Raw genomic sequence first — 17,255 nt, 5'->3', positions numbered from 1 at the left:
TCAGTTTCCCCTGTGGTTTGCGGAAGCGCGTGAGAAGGCTTCCCGTTCTTGCCCGCCTGTCACCAGCGGGAAATGGCAGCGCACCATCCGATCGGTGCCCATCGGTCGATAGGCCGGTGCCTCGGTCTTGCAGCGATCGCGCGCGATCGGGCAGCGTGTGTGGAATTCGCAGCCAGATGGCCGCCGGAATACACTTGGGATCTCGCCAGTGACGGCGGGGTTCTGGCTGCGCCGGCGTGGGTCGGGTATCGGCTCGGACCGGATCAGCGTCGCCGTGTAGGGATGCAGCGGTGCCGAAAACACATCCTGCGTCGGTCCCGTCTCGACCAGCCGGCCGAGATACATGATGGCCAGCCGATCGCTGACATGGCGGATCATTGCCAGATTGTGGGTGACGATCATGGCGGCGAAACCAAGCTCGCGTTTCAGCTCGCCGATCAGGTTGAGCACGTCGCCCTGCACGGAGACATCGAGGCCGGCGGTCGGCTCGTCGGCGAGCAGCAGATGCGGCTTCATTGCCAGCGCGCGGGCGACGCCGATGCGGCGCGCCTGCCCGCCCGACAGCTCATGTGGAAAGCGGTCGACGAAGGAGGCCGGCAGGCCGACCAGCGCCAGCAGCGCTTTTGCCGCGGCGCGGCGATCCGGCATCGGCACGCCTTGAATGATCTGCGGCTCGGTCAGCAGTGTGCCGATGCGCAGGCGCGGGCTGAGCGAGGCAACAGGGTCCTGGAACATCATCGCCGAGCGCCTTCGCATGGCGCGGAAATCGGCCGGCGTCGCCACGTCCCTGCCCTCGAAGGTGATGCGGCCGGCAGCGGCGCGCACAAGGCCAAGAATGGTACGGGCAAGCGTCGTCTTGCCGGAACCGGACTCGCCGACCAGCCCAAGCGTCTCGCCCGGCATCAGCGACAGCGTCACGCCGTCGATGACATTGAAGCTCGGCAAGGGGAACGGATTGATCAGGCGGCTGAGCAAACTCTTACGTGCGAAGGTCACCGACAGATCATTGATGGCGAGCAGCGGGCTCATGGCGTCACCGCATGGCAGCGCGCGACATGCGAGGCGGACAGTTTCACGAGTGGTGGCGCGACCGAACCGCATGGCGCGAACGCACGATCGCAGCGCGGCGCGTAGACGCATCCCATTGGCGGTTGGGTCAGATTGGGAAGCGAGCCGGGAATGGTCGGCAGCCTGTCCAGTCGCTCGTGGAAGCGGGCAGGATCGCAGGCGAGCAGCGCTTGCGTATAGGGATGCCGCGCATCGTGGAAGATGGCGTCGACCTCGCCGCCCTCCACCACCTCGCCGGCATACATGACATAGACGCGGTCGCAGAGCTCGGCGATGACGCCGAGATGGTGCGAGACAACAATGATGATGCCGTTGTAGTCGCGCCGGAGTTCGCGCAGCAGATGGATGATCTGCGCCTCCATGGTCACGTCGAGCGCCGTCGTCGGCTCGTCGGCGATGAGCAGGCCGGGATCGGTCAACAGGGAGGCGGCAATCGCCACGCGCTGGCGCATGCCGCCGGACAGTTCGTGCGGATAGCTGTTCATCCGCCGTTCGGCATCCGCAATGCCGACGCGGCCGAGCATGGCGGCGATGCGCGCCCGCTTCTGCGCACGGCCGAGATCCTTGCGGTGGTGCTGGAAGTCGACGAGCTGGTCGCCGATGGTCAGCACTGGGTTGAAGGCGGTCATCGGATCCTGGCTGACCAGCGCGATCTCGTCACCACGCAGCAGGCGCTGGTGGTGCGCGTCGAGCTTTGCCAGGTCGACGCCGTTGTAGCTGATCGATCCGTCGATGCGGGCATTGGCCGGCAACAGGTTGGCCAATGCGGTGACCAGCGTGGACTTGCCGCAGCCGCTCTCACCGACAATGCCGATCACCTCGCCGGGATGCGCTTCGATGTCGACATGACGCAAGGCATGCACTGCGCCATGCGGCGTCTCATAGCGGACGCTGAGATCGATGGCGGAAAGCGAGCCGGTCATGCCGGCCTCCGCAATTGCAGGCGCGGGTCGAGATAGTCGCGCAGGCCCTCGCCGAGGAAAGTGAAGCCGAGCGTTGCGAGCACCAGCGGCAGCCCGCCGAAGATGACCATGAACGGTGCCGAGCGGATCGAGGTGTAGCCATCATAGAGGATCGAGCCCCAGGACGGTGTCGGCGGCCGCACACCAAGGCCGAGGAAGCTAAGGCCGGCCTCGACCATGATGACGACCGGAATGTCCATCGACAGAAGGATGATCAGCGGGCCGACGACATTGGGCAGGAGGTGGATGAAGATGATGCGCGCTGCACTGGCGTCGAGCAGGCGCTCGGCGAGGATATAGTCGCTGTTCTTCAGCGCCAGCGTCTGCGCCCGGATCAGCCTGGCATAGCTCGGGAACGAGGTCGCGGCGATGACGATGATCAGCGTGCCGGTGCCGGCGCCGAGCACGGTGATGATGGCGAGCGCGAACATGATCATCGGGAGCGAGTTCAAGCTGTCGAAGCTCAGCACCAGGATGGCGTCGAGCCAGCGCGGCCCGTAGCCGGCGATCAGGCCGAGCAGCAGGCCGATGGCGCCGGCGATGGCCACCGAGACCATGGCGATGGTCAGCGCCGTGCGCGCGCCAAAAATGACGCGCGACAGGAGATCCCGGCCGAGATGATCGGTTCCGAACCAGTGCGCGAGCGATGGCGGCTGCAGCTTGTGCAGCACATCGATCTTGATCGGTGAATAGGGCGCCAGCCATGGCGCGAAGATTGCGGTGATGAGGAAGCCGGTGACCAGGATCAGCGCCACGCAAGTGAACGGATCGGCAAGCAGCGCCCGCAGCAGCGGCAGCCTTTGTCGGTCCGGAAGGGAGAGCGAGGCGTCAGCCACGGAAGACATCGCGCACCCTCGGGTCGAGCCGCGCAATCAACAGATCGGCGGCGATGGTGATGGAGACGTAGATGGCGGTCATGATCAGCACCGTGCCCATGACGACCGGATAATTGCGGGTGTTGACGGCGTCGGTGATGAGCTTGCCGATGCCGGGTCGAGCGAACACCGCCTCGACGAAGACGGCGCTGGACAGGATGCTGCCGAGGCCGACGGCGACCAGCGAGATGGTCGGGATGATGGCGATGCGCAGCGCGTATTTGGAGACGATCTTCCATTCAGGCAAACCAAACGAGCGCGCGGTGCGGATGTGCGGTTCGCCCATCACCTCCATCATCGAGGCGCGCACCATGCGGGCGATGTAGCCGATCCAGCCGAGCGCTATGGCTGCCGCCGGCATGATCAGCGCCTTGGCCTGGCTGACGAAGTCACCGGCCTCGCCGGCACCGATGGCCGGCAGCCAGCGCAGCGTCACGGCAAAGAGCAGCAGCGAATAGATGGCGACGACGAAGGACGGCACGGCGATGACGCCGACCGACAGCACGCCGATGATGGCATCGGCTGTTGTGCCGCGCCGCATCACGGACAGGCAGCCGAGCGGAACGCCGATGAGAAGCGCGACGGTGAGCGCGGTCAGCCCGAGGATCAGCGTGTTCGGCAACGCTTCCAGCACCAGGGTGGAGACGGGCCGGTTCGACCAGACATCGTAGCCGAGATTGCCGGTCAGCGCGTTGCGGAAGAATTCGACGATCTGCCACCAGACCGGCTGGTCGAGGCCCATGCGCTCGATCAGCAGCCGCTTCAGTTCCGGCGTGGCGCGTGGACCAAGCGCCACGGTTGCAGGATCGCCCGGAACCAGGAAAACGGCCGCATACATGGCGATCATGACAAGCACGAGGATCAGGAGGCCGAGACCGATGCGCTTCACTGCATATGCAAGCATGGTCTCCTCTCCGCTCCTGTCAGGCGAAATCGCGCCTGATGCGCCGCGTCGCCGAGGCGCTGTGGACGAGCGTGCACCGTTCTCGGGCCTCGAGCCGCCAGCTCAGGTTGAAATGGGTTTCGTCCGATGTCAGTTCGGTGACTGCCATGGCTTCGATGTCGGCATCGCCGCTGGCAATCGCCCAGCAGTATTCGGTGACGAGCTTGGCCGACAGCGGATCGTCGGCACGGATGCTCATCGTATCGCTGTTGGCCGAGAACACGGTGATAGCGCGATCGTCATAGCGCCGGCGTCCATGGTCGGAACTCAGCGCGATGGTCTGCACGCCCGAGCCGACATCGTCGGTGACGATGCGACGGTCGAAGCCGTCGTCAAACGTCGTGGTCGGGACCGGCGGCGCCGTTTCGGCGGGTTCAAAGCGCACGTCGCGGTCGCGAGCCGACGGCGGCCGCACCGGCAGCATCACCGTGCTGTCGCCGCTCGCCATCGACAGCGTCGACAGTTTCGGCTGCGGCCACAAGATCGGCCAATGCTGGTTGGCCAGCGCCAGCCGGATGCGGTGGCCCTTGGGCACCGTGCGAGCGAAATCATTGAGCTTCAGCCGCACGCGGAACGGTGTTCCGACCGGACACGGCTCTGGATGCTCGTGGCTGTCTCTGTGGCTGAGGTTGAGCACGCCATAGGTCATCAGCGCCGAGGTGCCGTCGGGATAGACATCGCACAGCCGGGCGGCGAGGTTGACATGCGGCTGGTCGACAATGACGAGCAGATCGAGTTCCGGCGCGCCGAGCAAGGTCAGGTCGCTGTCGAGCGGGGGCGTGTCGAAGCACAACGCCAGCCCGTCCTCACGACGCTGGTCGATGGGCATATCCGGGCAGGAGCCGCCATAACCGCCCCAGCGGCCGCAGTCTCGCCCGGCGGTGGCCGGCGAGCGCACGGAAAGCACGGCACCCGGTGCGGGTTCGCTGCCAAGCCCAGTGGCGTTCAGATGCAAAGCGCGGCGTTCGATGCGCGGCGACGGCCACTGGTCCTCGGCGGCCCAACTGCCGGCATGATCGGGGAGATAAAAAGGTTGTGGCCGTTCTTCGCCGGTGATCCAGACGCGATAGAGTGGCTCGTTCATGATGCCGGTGTCTTCGCCGCAGAGCCAATGGCGCCACCAGCGCATCGCCTCCTGCAGATAGCCGATCAGCGGCCCAGGCGCACCGCGACAGGGATAGGCATGCGACCAGGGGCCAACGATGCCGAGCTTCGGCCCCGGCAGATGTTCGAGCAGGCGCGGCACGAAGTTGGAGTAGCTGTCCTCCCAGCCGCAGACGGCCATGACCGCGCATTCGATCGCCGCGTGGTCTTCGCAGACCGAGCCCTGCCGCCAGTAGTCGTCGCGGCGCTGATGCGCCAGCCAGATTTCCGACAGTGAGCTTGTCGCCGCAAGGCGGTCGGCCCACATGGCGCGCCAAGCGTCGCCGACGATCTGCGGGTCGGGCGCCATCGCCTTCTTTACCAGCATGAAGTTCGACCACATCTCCTGCTCGGTCAGCAGCGCGCCGCCCATATAGTGGATGTCGTCGGCGTAGCGGTCGTCGGTGGCGCAGTTGGTGATGATGGCTTTCAGAGCCGGCGGCCGGCGCGCCGCCACCTGCAGCGCGTTGAAGCCGCCCCAGGAAATGCCGGTCATGCCGACATTGCCGTTGCACCAGGGTTGCGCGGCGAGATGGGCGATGATCTCGCAGGCGTCCTCCTGCTCGCGCGGCAGATATTCATCGGCCAGATCGCCGTCGGAATCGCCCGAGCCCCTGATATCGATGCGGGCGCAGGCGATGCCGTGGCCGGCAAGCCAGGGGTGGATATCGATGTCGCGGGCCACGGTGCCGTCGCGCCGGCGATAGGGCACCATCTCGACGACGACAGGCACCTTGGTATTGGTGCGCGGGCGCCACAAAGTGGCGGCGATGCGCGTGCCGTCGGCCAGCGTGATCCAGAGCGGATCGACGGTTTCGACGGCAAAGGGGAACTCGGTCCGTACCACGGCAGGCACTCGTTAAATCGCCTTGTTGAACGTTCGTACAACAAGGCGATTTAAGGCGCAATCCCGCCGCGCGCTTTTTGGCGCCGAATGCCGTTTAAGCTCTGCGCCGTTCGGGCGGACCAGCGAGAGATCGTGGCGTTGGATGGTGGAAGCAAACCTTGCCGGCCGGACGGTATCGCCCGGCCTGCGATCTTTATTCGGCGGCCAGCGCCAGTTGCGGCTTGTCGGCCTTTTGGCTCAGCTCCAGATCGTCGGTCGGCTCCGCGGCACCGCGCTTCTTGGGCTCGCGGCCGAAGAACAGGGCATAGCCCGCCGGCAGCACCAGGATGGTCAGCACGGTGGCGACGACGATGCCGCCCATCATGGCGTAGGCGAGCGGCCCCCAGAACACGGCGCGCGAGATCGGGATCAGCGCCAGCACGGCCGTCATCGCCGTCAGCACGATCGGCCGGAACCGGCGTACAGCCGAGCCGATGATCGCTTCGGAGCGTTCCATGCCCTTGGCAATGTCCTGGTCGATCTGGTCGACCAGGATGATCGAGTTGCGCATGATGATGCCGAGCAGCGCGATGACCCCGAGGATGGCGACGAAGCCGAACGGCGCACCGCTGATCAAAAGGGCGGCGGCAGCACCGATGATGCCGAGCGGACCGGTCGCCAGCACCAGCATCGCCTTGCCGAAATTCTGCAGCTGGATCATCAAGAGCACGACGATGATGGCCAGCATGATCGGTGCCTTGGCGGCGATCGAGGCCTGGCTTTCCGCCGAATCCTCGGCACCGCCCTGGATCTCGATCTTATAGCCGGGAGCCAGACCGTCACGCAGGCCCTGCATGTCCTTGTAGAGCTTGGTGACGACGTCGTTGGACTGCACGCCGTCGGGCAGCGTTGCCCCCACGCTGATGGTCGGCAGGCGGTCGCGGCGCCATTCGATGCCTTGCTCCAGCACCGGGACAACCTTGGCCACCTGCGACAGCGGCACGAAGCCGCCGAAATCGGTCGGGATGTAGACGGAGTCGACCGAGGACAGCAGGCTGCGGCTGGCATCCGGCTCGCGGGCGACGATGGACACCGTCTCCTCGCCGTCGCGGAAATCGTCGAGCGGCGCGCCGGACATCGATGCCTGCAGCATCTGGCGGATGCGCTGCGAGGTGACGCCGAGCGCGCGGGCACGATCCTGGTCGATGACCAGCTTCATCGCCGGCACCGGCTCCAACCAATCGTCGTGCACGGCGCCAAGCAGCGGATCCTCGCGGAACTTCGCCTTCACCTGGTCGGCGATGCGGCGCACCTCCTGCCGATCCGGCCCCATGACGCGCATCTGCACCGGCCAGCCGGTCGGCGGACCGAGGAAAAGGCGGTCGACCTTGGCGCGGATGGACGGGAAGTCTTGCGCCAGGACGGTGCGCAACTTGACGATCAGCCGTTCGCGGGCCGGTTCGTCATTGGCCATGACGAGCAGTTGGGCGAAGTTGGGATTGCGCAGTTGCTGGTCGAGCGGCAGGAAGAAGCGCGGCGCGCCTTCGCCGATATAGGTGGCGATGAAACGCTTGTCCTTGTCGTCCATCATCTTGCTTTCGAGCGCCTTGGCCTGCGCCTCGACTTCCTTGATGCTGGTGCCTTCCGGCAGCCAGAGGTCGACGAGGATTTCCGGCCGCGACGATTGCGGGAAGAAGTTCTGCGGAATGAACTGGAACGCCCACAGGCTGGTGCCGAAGGTCACCAGCGTCATCACCAGGACGATGATGCGATGGCGCACCGCCCAGCCCACCGTAGCGCGAAGCCGGCGGTAGAAGCGCGTGTCGAAGACATCGTGATGGCTGCCGGCATGCTTGCGCTGCTTGAGGATCATGTTGCCGAGCCACGGCGTGAAATAGACCGCGACGAACCAGGACACGATCAGCGCGATGCCGACGACATAGAACAGCGTGCGGACATATTCGCCAGCCGTGGAAGCCGCGAAGCCGACCGGGATGAAGCCGGCGGTGGTGATCAGCGTGCCGGTCAGCATCGGGAAGGCGGTCGAGGAATAGGCGAAGCTCGCCGCCTCGATCTTGACCAGCCCCTCCTCCAGCTTTCGCTCCATCATCTCGACGACGATCATGGCGTCGTCGACAAGCAGGCCGAGCGCGATGATCAGCGCGCCGAGCGAGATGCGCTGCAGGTCGATGCCGAGTTCGTACATGATGGCGAAGGTGGCGGCGAGCACCAGCGGAATGGCGATAGCGATGACCAGGCCCGAGCGCCAGCCGATTGACAGGAAAGAAACGACCAGCACAATCAGCAGCGCTTCGCCAAGCGCATGCATGAATTCGGCCACCGCATCCGTGACGACGCCCGGCTGGTCGGAAATCTGGTCGACCGAAACGCCGTAGGGCAGCGCCTCTTCGAAGCGCTTGTAGGTAGCCTCGACATCCTTGCCGACATCGGTGACCTTGAAGCCCTTGGCCATGACGACGCCAAGTTGCACGCTATCATGGCCATTGAAGCGGTATTTGCGCTGGAACGGATCTTCGAGCCCCGACGTCACCGTGGCGATGTCGCCGAGCCTCGTGACCTGGCCGCCGGCGCGCAGGCGCAGGTTCCTGATGTCCTCGACCTTGCTGACATCGCCCTCGACGGAAATGCGCACCGAATTGGTGCCGGTGTCGACGGAGCCGGCCGGGTCGACATTGTTCTGTCCCTTGATCGCGTTCTGCAGGTCGGTCAGCGTCAGGCCGCGTTCGGCCAGCGCCTTGGACGAAACGTCGATATAGAGCTTTTCCGGCTGGTCGCCGATGATGACGGCCTTCTCGACGCCGGGCGTCGTCAAAAGCATGTCGCGTGCCTGGATGGCGAATTTCTTCAGTTCGGGATAGCTGAAGCCATCGCCGCTGATCGAATGCAGCGTGATGAAGGTGTCGCCGAACTCGTCGTTGAAATATGGGCCGAGCAGGCCTTGCGGCAGATCGCCCTGGATATCGCCGACCTTCTTGCGCACCTGGTAGAAGGCGTCCGTGACTTCGGCGGCGTTGGTGTCGCCCTTGATCTGCACCGTGATGATGGCGCTGCCGGCGCGGGTGAAGGAGCGCACGAAATCGAGATGCGGCGTCTCCTGCAGCTTGCGCTCGATCTTGTTGACGACCTGGTCTTCCATCTCCTTGATCGAGGAGCCCGGCCAGATCGCCTGGACGACCATGACCCGGAAGGTGAAATCGGGATCTTCCTTCTGGCCCATGCGCATCAGGCCGAGCGCACCGGAAATGATGATCAGGCCGAACAGGAACCGTGCAATGGACGGATGGCCGATTGCCCAGCGCGACAGGTTGAAAGGCCGCTTCTCTTCCGTGGAATTGGTCATCGATGCTGGTCCATCTTTTCAAAGCAACAAGATCGAATGCTTGGTAGTGGCTTCCGGGCGGCAAGGCTCTCCGAGCGGAGAAACGCTCATCGCGGTGGGACGCGAAAATCGATGTGGGGGTTACATCAATCGAGCGCCTCGGTTCGAGCGCTTGCCGCCCGGAAACCAGCGGCTGCGGGAACGCGCAGCCGGTTGTCTGTCGTTAGCGCACCTGCTTGGCGTCGCCGTCAGCCGCAGATGCGGACTGCAGTGCCGCATCGCCGGCGAGTTTCACCTTGAGGTTCTCGGTCATGAACTGCGTGCCGGCAGCGACCACGACGTCGCCGGGCTTCAGTCCCTCGGCAACACGCACGCCACCGGCGGCGAACGCGGCGACCTTGACCGGACGGGCGTGAACGGTGTCGGCGCCGCGATCGACGGTCCAGACGATCGACTGGCTGCCTTGCTCGGCCAGTGCGCTCAGCGGGATCGACACGAGCTGCCGCTCATTGGCCGCCGAGGCTTCGATGCTGGCGGTCATGCCGAGAAGCACGCGCGGATCGTTGGGCAGGCTGACGCGAACGGCGAAGGTGCGCGATTGCGGATCGGCGCTGCCGGCGACCTCACGGACCTTGCCGTCGAGCGCCAGCGCGTCGTCGGACCAGAAGCCCGCCTTGACGATCTTGCCCGGCTTGAATTCGGCGATTTCCATTTCCGGCACGGCGATCAGCACTTCCTTTTCGCCGTCGACGGCAACAGTGACAACCGGCGCGCCGGACCCAACCACCTGGCCTACATCGGCGCTGACCGCGGTGACGATGCCGTCCCTGTCGGCCTTGAGATCGGTATAGCCGACCTGGTTCCTGGCCTGGGCAAGCGTCGAGCGAGCGGAATCGCGGGTGGCGACAGCCTGGTCGTAGCTCAGGGTCGCCTGCTCAAGCTGCGATTTCGGCGCGAACTTCTTGTCAAACAGCTGCTCGGCGCGCTTGCGGGACAGCTCTGACGTCTCGACCTGCCGATCGGCGGCATCAAGGGCTGCCTGCGCACTCTTGACCGACAGGTCGTAATCGATGGGATCGATGCGGGCGAGCACGTCGCCCGCAACCACATGCTGGCCGATGTCGACGAGGCGCTCGGTGATCTTGCCGTTGACGCGGAAAGCCAGTGCGCTTTCGGTGCGAGCCCGCACCGAGCCGGAATAGGAGAGCGTGCGGGTGTCATGCGCCTGGGCGATCTCGACGACCTTGACCGGGCGGATGATGTCCTTGACTTCGGCTTTCTCTTGGCTGCAGCCGGCAAGCCCGAGCGCCGCGACAATCAGGCCGGCAACTGGCAGCTTACGGAGGATGGAATTGGACAAAGACATCTTGGTACTCCGACTGGAGATGAATGGTCGACACCGGCTGGCGGGGGCTATTTCAGTGCCTTGATTGCATAATCGATGAGGTCGTCGGGCATTGCCCGGTTGGTCTTGGCAAGGCACTGCGCCACCATCTGCGGATGGCACAGGATGACGGTTGCGGCGCCGAAGCAGCGCGACGCGATCACGGGATCCTGCTCCCTGAACTCACCGGCCTCGATGCCATCGCGGATCACTTCCGCAAACAGGTCGTGAATGCTGTCGACATGCTTGTCGATCACGCCCCAGTCGCGTTCGAGGGCAACGATGACCATCTCGTGGACCTTCTGGTCGTCGAGCATGACCTCCATCGTCATCTTGTATTGCGCATGCACGTAACGCCGAAGCCGCTCCTCGGCGTTGACCGGCAGGTGCATGATCTCGTAGGCCATCTTGTAGCTGGCGCCGAGCATCCGGCCACAGACGGCCTGGTGGATTTCGACCTTGGAGGCAAAGAAACGATAGATGTTGGCCGGCGACATGCCGAGTTCACGGGCGATGTCGGCGACATTGGTCTTGCCGTAGCCGTAGTGCCGGAACAGGCGCTCGGCGCAGTCGAGAATGCGCGTCACATTTTCCTGTCGGGCGGCGTCGGCGACTATGGTGGCGGCTTCGGACATGATCCTCTGTCAATTTACGAGTGACGAATTTCAACTTTCGTCATTCGTAAATCGAAATGGACGGTCTGTCAACGCAGATTCTGTGTACGCGTACGATTGGTGACAGATGGTGACATCCAATAGACGTCACGAAGCGGCCCGAAGATGCGAGCCACTGAAAATATTTTCCGCGAAAGGCCGTCGGCGTTTCAGGTGACCTTGGCCATCTCGCGCAGCCGGAACTTCTGGATCTTGCCGGTCGAGGTCTTCGGGATTTCGGCGAAGATCACCGCCTTCGGCACCTTGAAGCGCGCCAGCAATCCCCGGCAATGTTCGATGATCTCGGCCTCGGTCGCCGCCTTGCCGGGCTTCAGTTCGACATAGGCTACAGGCACCTCGCCCCATTTGTCGTCAGGCCTGGCGACGACGCCGCAAGAGGCAACGGACGGGTGTTTGTAGAGCGCGTCCTCGACCTCGATCGAGGAAATGTTCTCGCCACCAGAAATGATGATGTCCTTGGAGCGGTCCTTGAGCTGGATGTAGCCGTCGGGGTGCATGACGCCGAGATCGCCGGAATGGAACCAGCCGCCGGCAAAAGCTTCGTCGCTCGCCTTGCCGTTCTTCAAATAGCCTTTCATGACGATGTTGCCCCGGAACATGACCTCGCCGATGGTCTCGCCGTCGGCCGGTGTCGCCTGCATCGTTTCGGGATCCATGACGGTCAGGCCTTCGAGCGCTGCATAGCGCACGCCCTGCCGCGCCTTCTTGGCGCTGCGCTCGCCCTTTTCGAGGTCGTCCCAGGCGCCATGCCATTCGTTGACGACCGCCGGGCCATAGGTCTCGGTCAGGCCGTAGAGATGGGTGACGGCAAAGCCGGCATCGGCCATCCCCGACAGTACCGCTTCCGGTGGCGGCGCTGCGGCCGTGTTGAAGGTGACCGTCTGCGGAAATGCGCGCTTGTCCTCGTCCCTGGCATTGATCAGCACCGACATGACCACCGGCGCGCCGCACAGATGGGTGACGCCCTGATCGGCAATCGCATCGTAGATCGGCTTCGGCCGCACCCAGCGCAGGCAGACATGGGTGCCGGCCTGGACGGCGAGCGTCCAGGGAAAACACCAGCCGTTGCAGTGGAACATCGGCAACGTCCACAGATAGACCGCATGCTTGGCCATGCCGGCATGGATGGTGTTGGTGTAGGCCATCAGGGCCGCACCGCGATGGTGGTAGACGACGCCCTTCGGATTGCCTGTCGTTCCGGAGGTATAGTTCAGCGAAATGGCATCCCATTCGTCGTCGGGCATCGACCAGGTGAAGTCCTCGTCGCCGCCAGCAACAAACGCCTCATAGTCCAGAGTGCCAATCCGCTCGCCTTTCGGATACGGCGCGTCAGCGGCGTATTCGGGATCGTCATAGTCGATGACCAGCGGCTTGACCTTGGCCAGTTCCAGAGCCTGCTTGACGACGCTGGAGAATTCGCGGTCGACGATCAGCACCTTGGTCTCGGCATGATCCAGCTGGAAGGCGATGACCGCGGCATCGAGGCGGGTGTTGAGCGAATGCAGCACCGCCTTGGTCATCGGCACGCCGAAATGCGCCTCCAGCATCGGCGGCGTGTTGGACAGCATGACGGTGACGGTGTCGCCCTTGCCGATGCCGCGCTTGTCGAGCGCCGAGGCAAGCTTCAGCGACCGGCGCCAAAAGGTGCGATAGTCGATGCGCTGGCGGCCATGGATGATGGCGATCTGGTCGGGATAGGTCTTTGCCGCGCGCTCCAGATAGGTAAGCGGCGTCAACGGCTGATGGTTGGCCGCGTTCTTGTCGAGATCCTGTTCGTATGGATTGCCCATCCCATGCTCCCCGCGTTTTTCTTTTAGACCTTCTAATCACAGGCTGGGGCCGCGTCACCATCAACGATGCCTCGCTATAGCGCATTTGGAACAATGATGATCCAGATTCGCCCGGCAAAAGGGCATCGCATACCTTTGCCCAATTTGACTTTTGTCGAGAGCTGTGAATAATGTCAGCCGAGGAGACGGCATGGCGATCCGACCGGCAGAACAGCTCATCCACAAGGCCGCCTGGCTTTATTATGCTCATGGCCTGCGGCAGGACCAGGTGGCGAGCCAGCTTAACATTTCCCGCGCCTCGGTCGCCATGTATCTGCGCAAGGCGCGCGAGACCGGCATCGTCAACATCTCGACCTCGACGCAGCTTTTCACCGACGATGTGCTGGCGCGCAAGCTCGAGGATGCGCTGGGCCTCGACGCCGTCTGGATCGCGCCCGAAAACGCCCATATCGCCGACCCGTCGACGGAAATCGCCGTGCTGGCGGCAAGCGTCTTCCTCGAACTGGTCAAGAAGGGCGACCGCATCGGCGTCGCCTGGGGCCGCACCGTCTACATGATCGCCGACATCATGTCCTATGCCGACCTGCAGGATGTCACGGTGGTGCAGCTCTGCGGCAATCTCGGCGCGCCCTATTCCTACCGGCCCGACCAGTGCACCATGGAAATCGCGCGACGTCTCAACGCCAAGGGGCTCAACTTCTACGCGCCGCTGGTGCTGTCGACGGAAGAGCTGGCGCGCGCGCTGCGTGCCGAGCCGGTGATCCGGGAGCAATTGTCGGGCGTGCGCGACTGCGACCTGGCGCTGTACTCGGTCGGCGCGGTTGACGCCGACAGCCATCTGGTCAAATGCGGCGCGCTCACTCCTGACGAAATGGCTGGCCTGCGCAGCCGAGGCGCTGCCGGCGTCATTGCCGGGCAGATCATCGACGCCGAGGGCAAGGTGCTCGACTGCAGTTATAACCGGCGTGTGATCTCCGCCGAACTTGCCTCGCTGCGCGCCATCGCCAGGCGGCTGATGGTGGTGCAGGAGGACAGCAAGTTCGAACCGCTGCTCGCGGCGATCGCGGGCGGCCTTTGCACGCATCTGGTGGTCGGCGCGCGCATGGCGCAGCGGCTTCTGGATCATGCGGCCGCCACGACAGAAAAGGCCTCCTAGGAAACCGCCATCTCCGTCGCCGGCGCATTGTCATCAAAGCGTCGCGGCATTCCTGTTTCACCATCAAAGACAGCAACCGGACGAAGCGAACATGAAGAACCTGTGGAATGACGATGCAGCCGAAAAGCTCGTTGCCGACTATGCAAAGAAGGGTGTCGGCCGCGACCTGGCGCTGCGCGTCTACACGACCCGGCTGCTCGGCGGCGAACCAAGGCTGGTCCTGCATGGTGGCGGCAACACCTCCTGCAAGACGACGGCGACCGATCTTGTCGGCGACCAATGGGACGTGCTGTGCGTCAAGGGCAGCGGCTGGGACATGGGCGTCATCGAGCCGCAGGGCCTGCCGGCGGTCAAGCTCAAGCCGCTGCTCAAGGCGCGCGCGCTGAACAGATTGGCCGACGAGGACATGGTCGCGCTGCAGCGCGTCAACCTCATCGACCCGTCGTCACCCAACCCCTCGGTCGAGACGCTGCTGCACGCCTTCCTGCCGCACAAATTCGTCGACCACACGCACTCGACCGCTATCCTCGCCATCGTCGACCAGGAAGACTCCAAGCCACTGGTCAAGACGGTATTCGGGTCGAAGATGGGTTATGTGCCCTACATCATGCCCGGCTTCGACCTCGCCAAGGCGGCCGCCGATATCTTCGACGCCGACCCTGATGTCGAGGGCCTGATCCTCGACAAGCATGGCATCTTCACCTTCGGCGACGACGCCAAACAAGCCTACGACCGGATGATCCACTATGTGAACGTCGCCGAGGACTACATTGCCAATCACGGCAAGCCTTCGGCTGCAAAGGCAGCCTTGCCGGCAAAGCTCGCGACACCCGCGTCCATCGCACCTACGCTGCGCGGCGCGGTGGCGGTAGCGCGCGGCGAAGGCCGCTTCGACCGCATGATCAGCGATTTCCGCACTTCGCCGGCAATCGTCGATTTCATCAATTCATCCGAGATTGCCGACTATGCCGGACGCGGCGTGTCGACACCCGATCTGTCGATCCGCATCAAGACCGGGCCGATGGCGCTGCCGGCGCCCGATGCGGACAAGGCCGGTGACTACAAATCCGTGATCAAGAGCCATGTCGACGCCTTCGCCAAGGATTACCGCGCCTATTTCGAGACCAATGATGCGCTCGACGACGTCAAGCGCACCATGCTCGACCAGATGCCGCGGCTGACACTGGTGCCAGGCCTCGGCATGTTCGGCCACGGCCGCACGCTGAAGGACGCGAAGATCGCGTCGGATGTCGGCGAGATGTGGATCGAGGCGGTGCGCGGCGCCGAGGCGGTCGGCCGGTTCCATCCGCTCTCCAAGGCCGACCTTTTCCCGCTCGAATACTGGTCGCTGGAACAGGCCAAGCTCGCCTCCAACAAGCCGAAGCCGCTGACCGGCCAGGTGGTGCTGATCACCGGCGGCGCCGGCGCGATCGGTGCGGCGACAGCGAAACTGTTCGCCGACAATGGCGCCCATGCCGTCGTCGTCGATCTCGACGCCGACAAGGCCGCAGAGGCGGCGAAGAAGGCCGGCAACAGTTCGATCGGCGTCGCCGCCGACATCACCGACCCGGCCCAGGTGCATGCCGCCTTCGACAGGGCGGTCGCCGTGTTCGGCGGTGTCGACATCCTGGTCTCCAATGCGGGGGCGGCCTGGGAAGGGCGGATCGGCGAGCTCGACGATGCACTTTTGCGCAAGAGTTTCGAGCTCAATTTCTTCGCCCACCAGTCGGTGGCGCAGAACGCGGTGCGCATCATGCTCGAGCAGGGCACAGGCGGCGTGCTTTTGTTCAACACCTCCAAGCAGGCGGTCAATCCGGGGCCGAAGTTCGGCGCCTATGGCGTGCCGAAGGCGGCGACGCTGTTCCTGTCCCGGCAATACGCGCTCGACTATGGCGCGCACGGCATCCGCTCGAACGCGGTCAATGCCGACCGCATCCGCTCAGGGCTTCTGACCGACGCCATGATCGCCAGCCGTTCGGGCGCGCGCGGCGTGTCGGAGAAGGACTACATGTCCGGCAATTTGCTCGGCCAGGAAGTAACGGCGCAGGATGTAGCGCAGGCCTTCCTGCACCATGCGCTGGCCGATCGCACCACCGCCGACGTGACAACGGTCGATGGCGGCAACATCGCGGCAGCGCTGCGGTAGGCAGAGCCGGCCGAGACTGGCGCAAAAACAGGCGAAGATATTCGGGATCTGCGGCTACAGCAGTTCTCGGATGCCTTCCCAAGCCATTCTGCCCAACTGTGAATCGGCCTCGTCATTGCCGCCATGTGCATGCAATGTCGAGCGTGGTGTGCCCTCTCCCGGCAACAGAATGCGGTGACCCGCATCGGGCGATGTGACGAGACGTGTGACTTTGCCTGCGTTGTCTCGCCGCCGAACAATGTCTGTCGCGAACCATAGGGAGGGCCACAGCGCATCGTCGCCACCGGCGACAAGCAGTATCTCGGCCGACGCGGTCTCGACGGGGATGGTTGCCGCCTTTGCTTCGCGCTCGAAGGTTTTCAAACAATGTTCGAAAAGCGCTCGGTAGGACACCAGGCCATCCACAGACTCTCGGCTCCAATTCGGATCCGTAGGCACGAACGGCAGGGGAGTACCGTCGAGCGACCATGAGGATCGTTCGGGCCAACTGACGCCGTCCCGGCCTGCACCGATATTTCCCCAAACCACCGACGATCGGCTGATGGCGACCACGGCGTTGATGCGCGGGTCATGGACCGCCGCGAGCAATGCGGCCTCGGCACCTTTGGATGTGCCGACATAGACGATGCGATTGCATCCTGTTTCAAGGAGGTAGTCGGTTGCCGCAAAGAAGGTTTCGAGGGGAATTTCGCATATTCCGGGAGCCTGGCTCTCGCCGCCAAACCACAGCAGGGCCAAGGCCGACGAGCGCTCGTTTGCAAAGAGCCGTGCGCGCCCGACATCGACGCGGCCACTCGATCCACCCAACACCACGACGCCAGTGGTGGCGTGCGGGCATCGAAACAATGTTCCGGCGACGGCGCCGGACAGGTTTTCCTCGATTGCCGCCTGGACTTCCATATGCACCGAACCTTGGGCCGGAACCTGCGAGCCAGCCTTGCAAATATT

General features: G+C 64.1%; 12 protein-coding genes. 2 read left to right on the top strand and 10 right to left on the bottom strand.

Translation table 11 applies throughout. The features are described from left to right. The 9 genes from C8D77_RS10125 to C8D77_RS10085 form a co-directional block, all read right to left on the bottom strand. Positions 1 to 1,029: an oligopeptide/dipeptide ABC transporter ATP-binding protein gene (locus C8D77_RS10125; RefSeq protein ID WP_109661954.1), complete on the bottom strand. Its 1,029-nt coding sequence runs from the start codon at positions 1,027 to 1,029 to the stop codon at positions 1 to 3. Next, positions 1,026 to 1,991, bottom strand: coding sequence for an ABC transporter ATP-binding protein (locus tag C8D77_RS10120; RefSeq protein WP_109661953.1), 966 nt, complete (start codon positions 1,989 to 1,991; stop codon positions 1,026 to 1,028). The genes C8D77_RS10125 and C8D77_RS10120 overlap by 4 nt, the downstream gene beginning before the upstream one ends. After that, positions 1,988 to 2,875, bottom strand: a complete 888-nt coding sequence (locus C8D77_RS10115; RefSeq protein ID WP_164548636.1) for an ABC transporter permease — start codon at positions 2,873 to 2,875, stop codon at positions 1,988 to 1,990. The genes C8D77_RS10120 and C8D77_RS10115 overlap by 4 nt, the downstream gene beginning before the upstream one ends. Further along, complete coding sequence (locus C8D77_RS10110) at positions 2,859 to 3,809, bottom strand: ABC transporter permease (RefSeq protein ID WP_109661951.1); 951 nt, start codon at positions 3,807 to 3,809, stop codon at positions 2,859 to 2,861. The genes C8D77_RS10115 and C8D77_RS10110 overlap by 17 nt, the downstream gene beginning before the upstream one ends. 19 nt (positions 3,810 to 3,828) lie before the next feature. Continuing rightward, a complete protein-coding gene (locus tag C8D77_RS10105) occupies positions 3,829 to 5,838 on the bottom strand; it encodes a CocE/NonD family hydrolase (RefSeq protein ID WP_109661949.1) in 2,010 nt (669 codons plus the stop codon). A gap of 193 nt (positions 5,839 to 6,031) precedes the next feature. Next, positions 6,032 to 9,178: an efflux RND transporter permease subunit gene (locus C8D77_RS10100; RefSeq protein WP_109661947.1), complete on the bottom strand. Its 3,147-nt coding sequence runs from the start codon at positions 9,176 to 9,178 to the stop codon at positions 6,032 to 6,034. A 202-nt stretch (positions 9,179 to 9,380) separates the two neighbouring features. Further along, positions 9,381 to 10,523 carry an efflux RND transporter periplasmic adaptor subunit gene (locus tag C8D77_RS10095; RefSeq protein ID WP_109661945.1) on the bottom strand — a complete coding sequence of 381 codons (1,143 nt, stop codon included), beginning with the start codon at positions 10,521 to 10,523 and terminating at the stop codon, positions 9,381 to 9,383. Positions 10,524 to 10,570: 47 nt separating this feature from the next. After that, entirely contained in the window at positions 10,571 to 11,176 is a 606-nt protein-coding gene (locus C8D77_RS10090; protein WP_109661943.1) for a TetR/AcrR family transcriptional regulator, read from the bottom strand. A 188-nt stretch (positions 11,177 to 11,364) separates the two neighbouring features. Further along, positions 11,365 to 13,005: an acyl-CoA synthetase gene (locus tag C8D77_RS10085; protein ID WP_109661941.1), complete on the bottom strand. Its 1,641-nt coding sequence runs from the start codon at positions 13,003 to 13,005 to the stop codon at positions 11,365 to 11,367. 190 nt (positions 13,006 to 13,195) lie between these two features. On the opposite strand from C8D77_RS10085, the gene C8D77_RS10080 reads away from it, so the two are divergent. Both C8D77_RS10080 and C8D77_RS10075 read left to right on the top strand, forming a co-directional pair. Beyond that, entirely contained in the window at positions 13,196 to 14,161 is a 966-nt protein-coding gene (locus C8D77_RS10080) for a sugar-binding transcriptional regulator (RefSeq protein ID WP_109661939.1), read from the top strand. Positions 14,162 to 14,252: 91 nt separating this feature from the next. Further along, entirely contained in the window at positions 14,253 to 16,307 is a 2,055-nt protein-coding gene (locus tag C8D77_RS10075) for a bifunctional aldolase/short-chain dehydrogenase (RefSeq protein ID WP_109661937.1), read from the top strand. A gap of 54 nt (positions 16,308 to 16,361) precedes the next feature. Here C8D77_RS10075 and C8D77_RS10070 read toward each other — a convergent pair whose 3' ends face one another. Next, positions 16,362 to 17,207, bottom strand: coding sequence for an acyl-CoA thioester hydrolase/BAAT C-terminal domain-containing protein (locus tag C8D77_RS10070; protein WP_109663265.1), 846 nt, complete (start codon positions 17,205 to 17,207; stop codon positions 16,362 to 16,364). Positions 17,208 to 17,255 lie beyond the last annotated feature (48 nt).

The sequence above is a fragment of the Mesorhizobium loti genome (assembly GCF_003148495.1).
GTDB classification, from domain to species: domain Bacteria; phylum Pseudomonadota; class Alphaproteobacteria; order Rhizobiales; family Rhizobiaceae; genus Mesorhizobium; species Mesorhizobium loti.
Note: the sequence above shows the minus strand (reverse complement) of the source record. Positions and strands in the feature narration are given on the sequence as shown.

What these genes read in the sequence shown, in the direction of transcription:
- C8D77_RS10090 (WP_109661943.1), bottom strand. Translation starts at nt 11,176, where the DNA reads ATGTCCGAAGCCGCCACCATAGTCGCCGACGCCGCCCGACAGGAAAAT.
- C8D77_RS10075 (WP_109661937.1), top strand. Translation starts at nt 14,253, where the DNA reads ATGAAGAACCTGTGGAATGACGATGCAGCCGAAAAGCTCGTTGCCGAC.
- C8D77_RS10070 (WP_109663265.1), bottom strand. Translation starts at nt 17,207, where the DNA reads ATGGAAGTCCAGGCGGCAATCGAGGAAAACCTGTCCGGCGCCGTCGCC.
- C8D77_RS10080 (WP_109661939.1), top strand. Translation starts at nt 13,196, where the DNA reads ATGGCGATCCGACCGGCAGAACAGCTCATCCACAAGGCCGCCTGGCTT.
- C8D77_RS10085 (WP_109661941.1), bottom strand. Translation starts at nt 13,005, where the DNA reads ATGGGCAATCCATACGAACAGGATCTCGACAAGAACGCGGCCAACCAT.
- C8D77_RS10095 (WP_109661945.1), bottom strand. Translation starts at nt 10,523, where the DNA reads ATGTCTTTGTCCAATTCCATCCTCCGTAAGCTGCCAGTTGCCGGCCTG.
- C8D77_RS10100 (WP_109661947.1), bottom strand. Translation starts at nt 9,178, where the DNA reads ATGACCAATTCCACGGAAGAGAAGCGGCCTTTCAACCTGTCGCGCTGG.
- C8D77_RS10115 (WP_164548636.1), bottom strand. Translation starts at nt 2,875, where the DNA reads ATGTCTTCCGTGGCTGACGCCTCGCTCTCCCTTCCGGACCGACAAAGG.
- C8D77_RS10120 (WP_109661953.1), bottom strand. Translation starts at nt 1,991, where the DNA reads ATGACCGGCTCGCTTTCCGCCATCGATCTCAGCGTCCGCTATGAGACG.
- C8D77_RS10110 (WP_109661951.1), bottom strand. Translation starts at nt 3,809, where the DNA reads ATGCTTGCATATGCAGTGAAGCGCATCGGTCTCGGCCTCCTGATCCTC.
- C8D77_RS10125 (WP_109661954.1), bottom strand. Translation starts at nt 1,029, where the DNA reads ATGAGCCCGCTGCTCGCCATCAATGATCTGTCGGTGACCTTCGCACGT.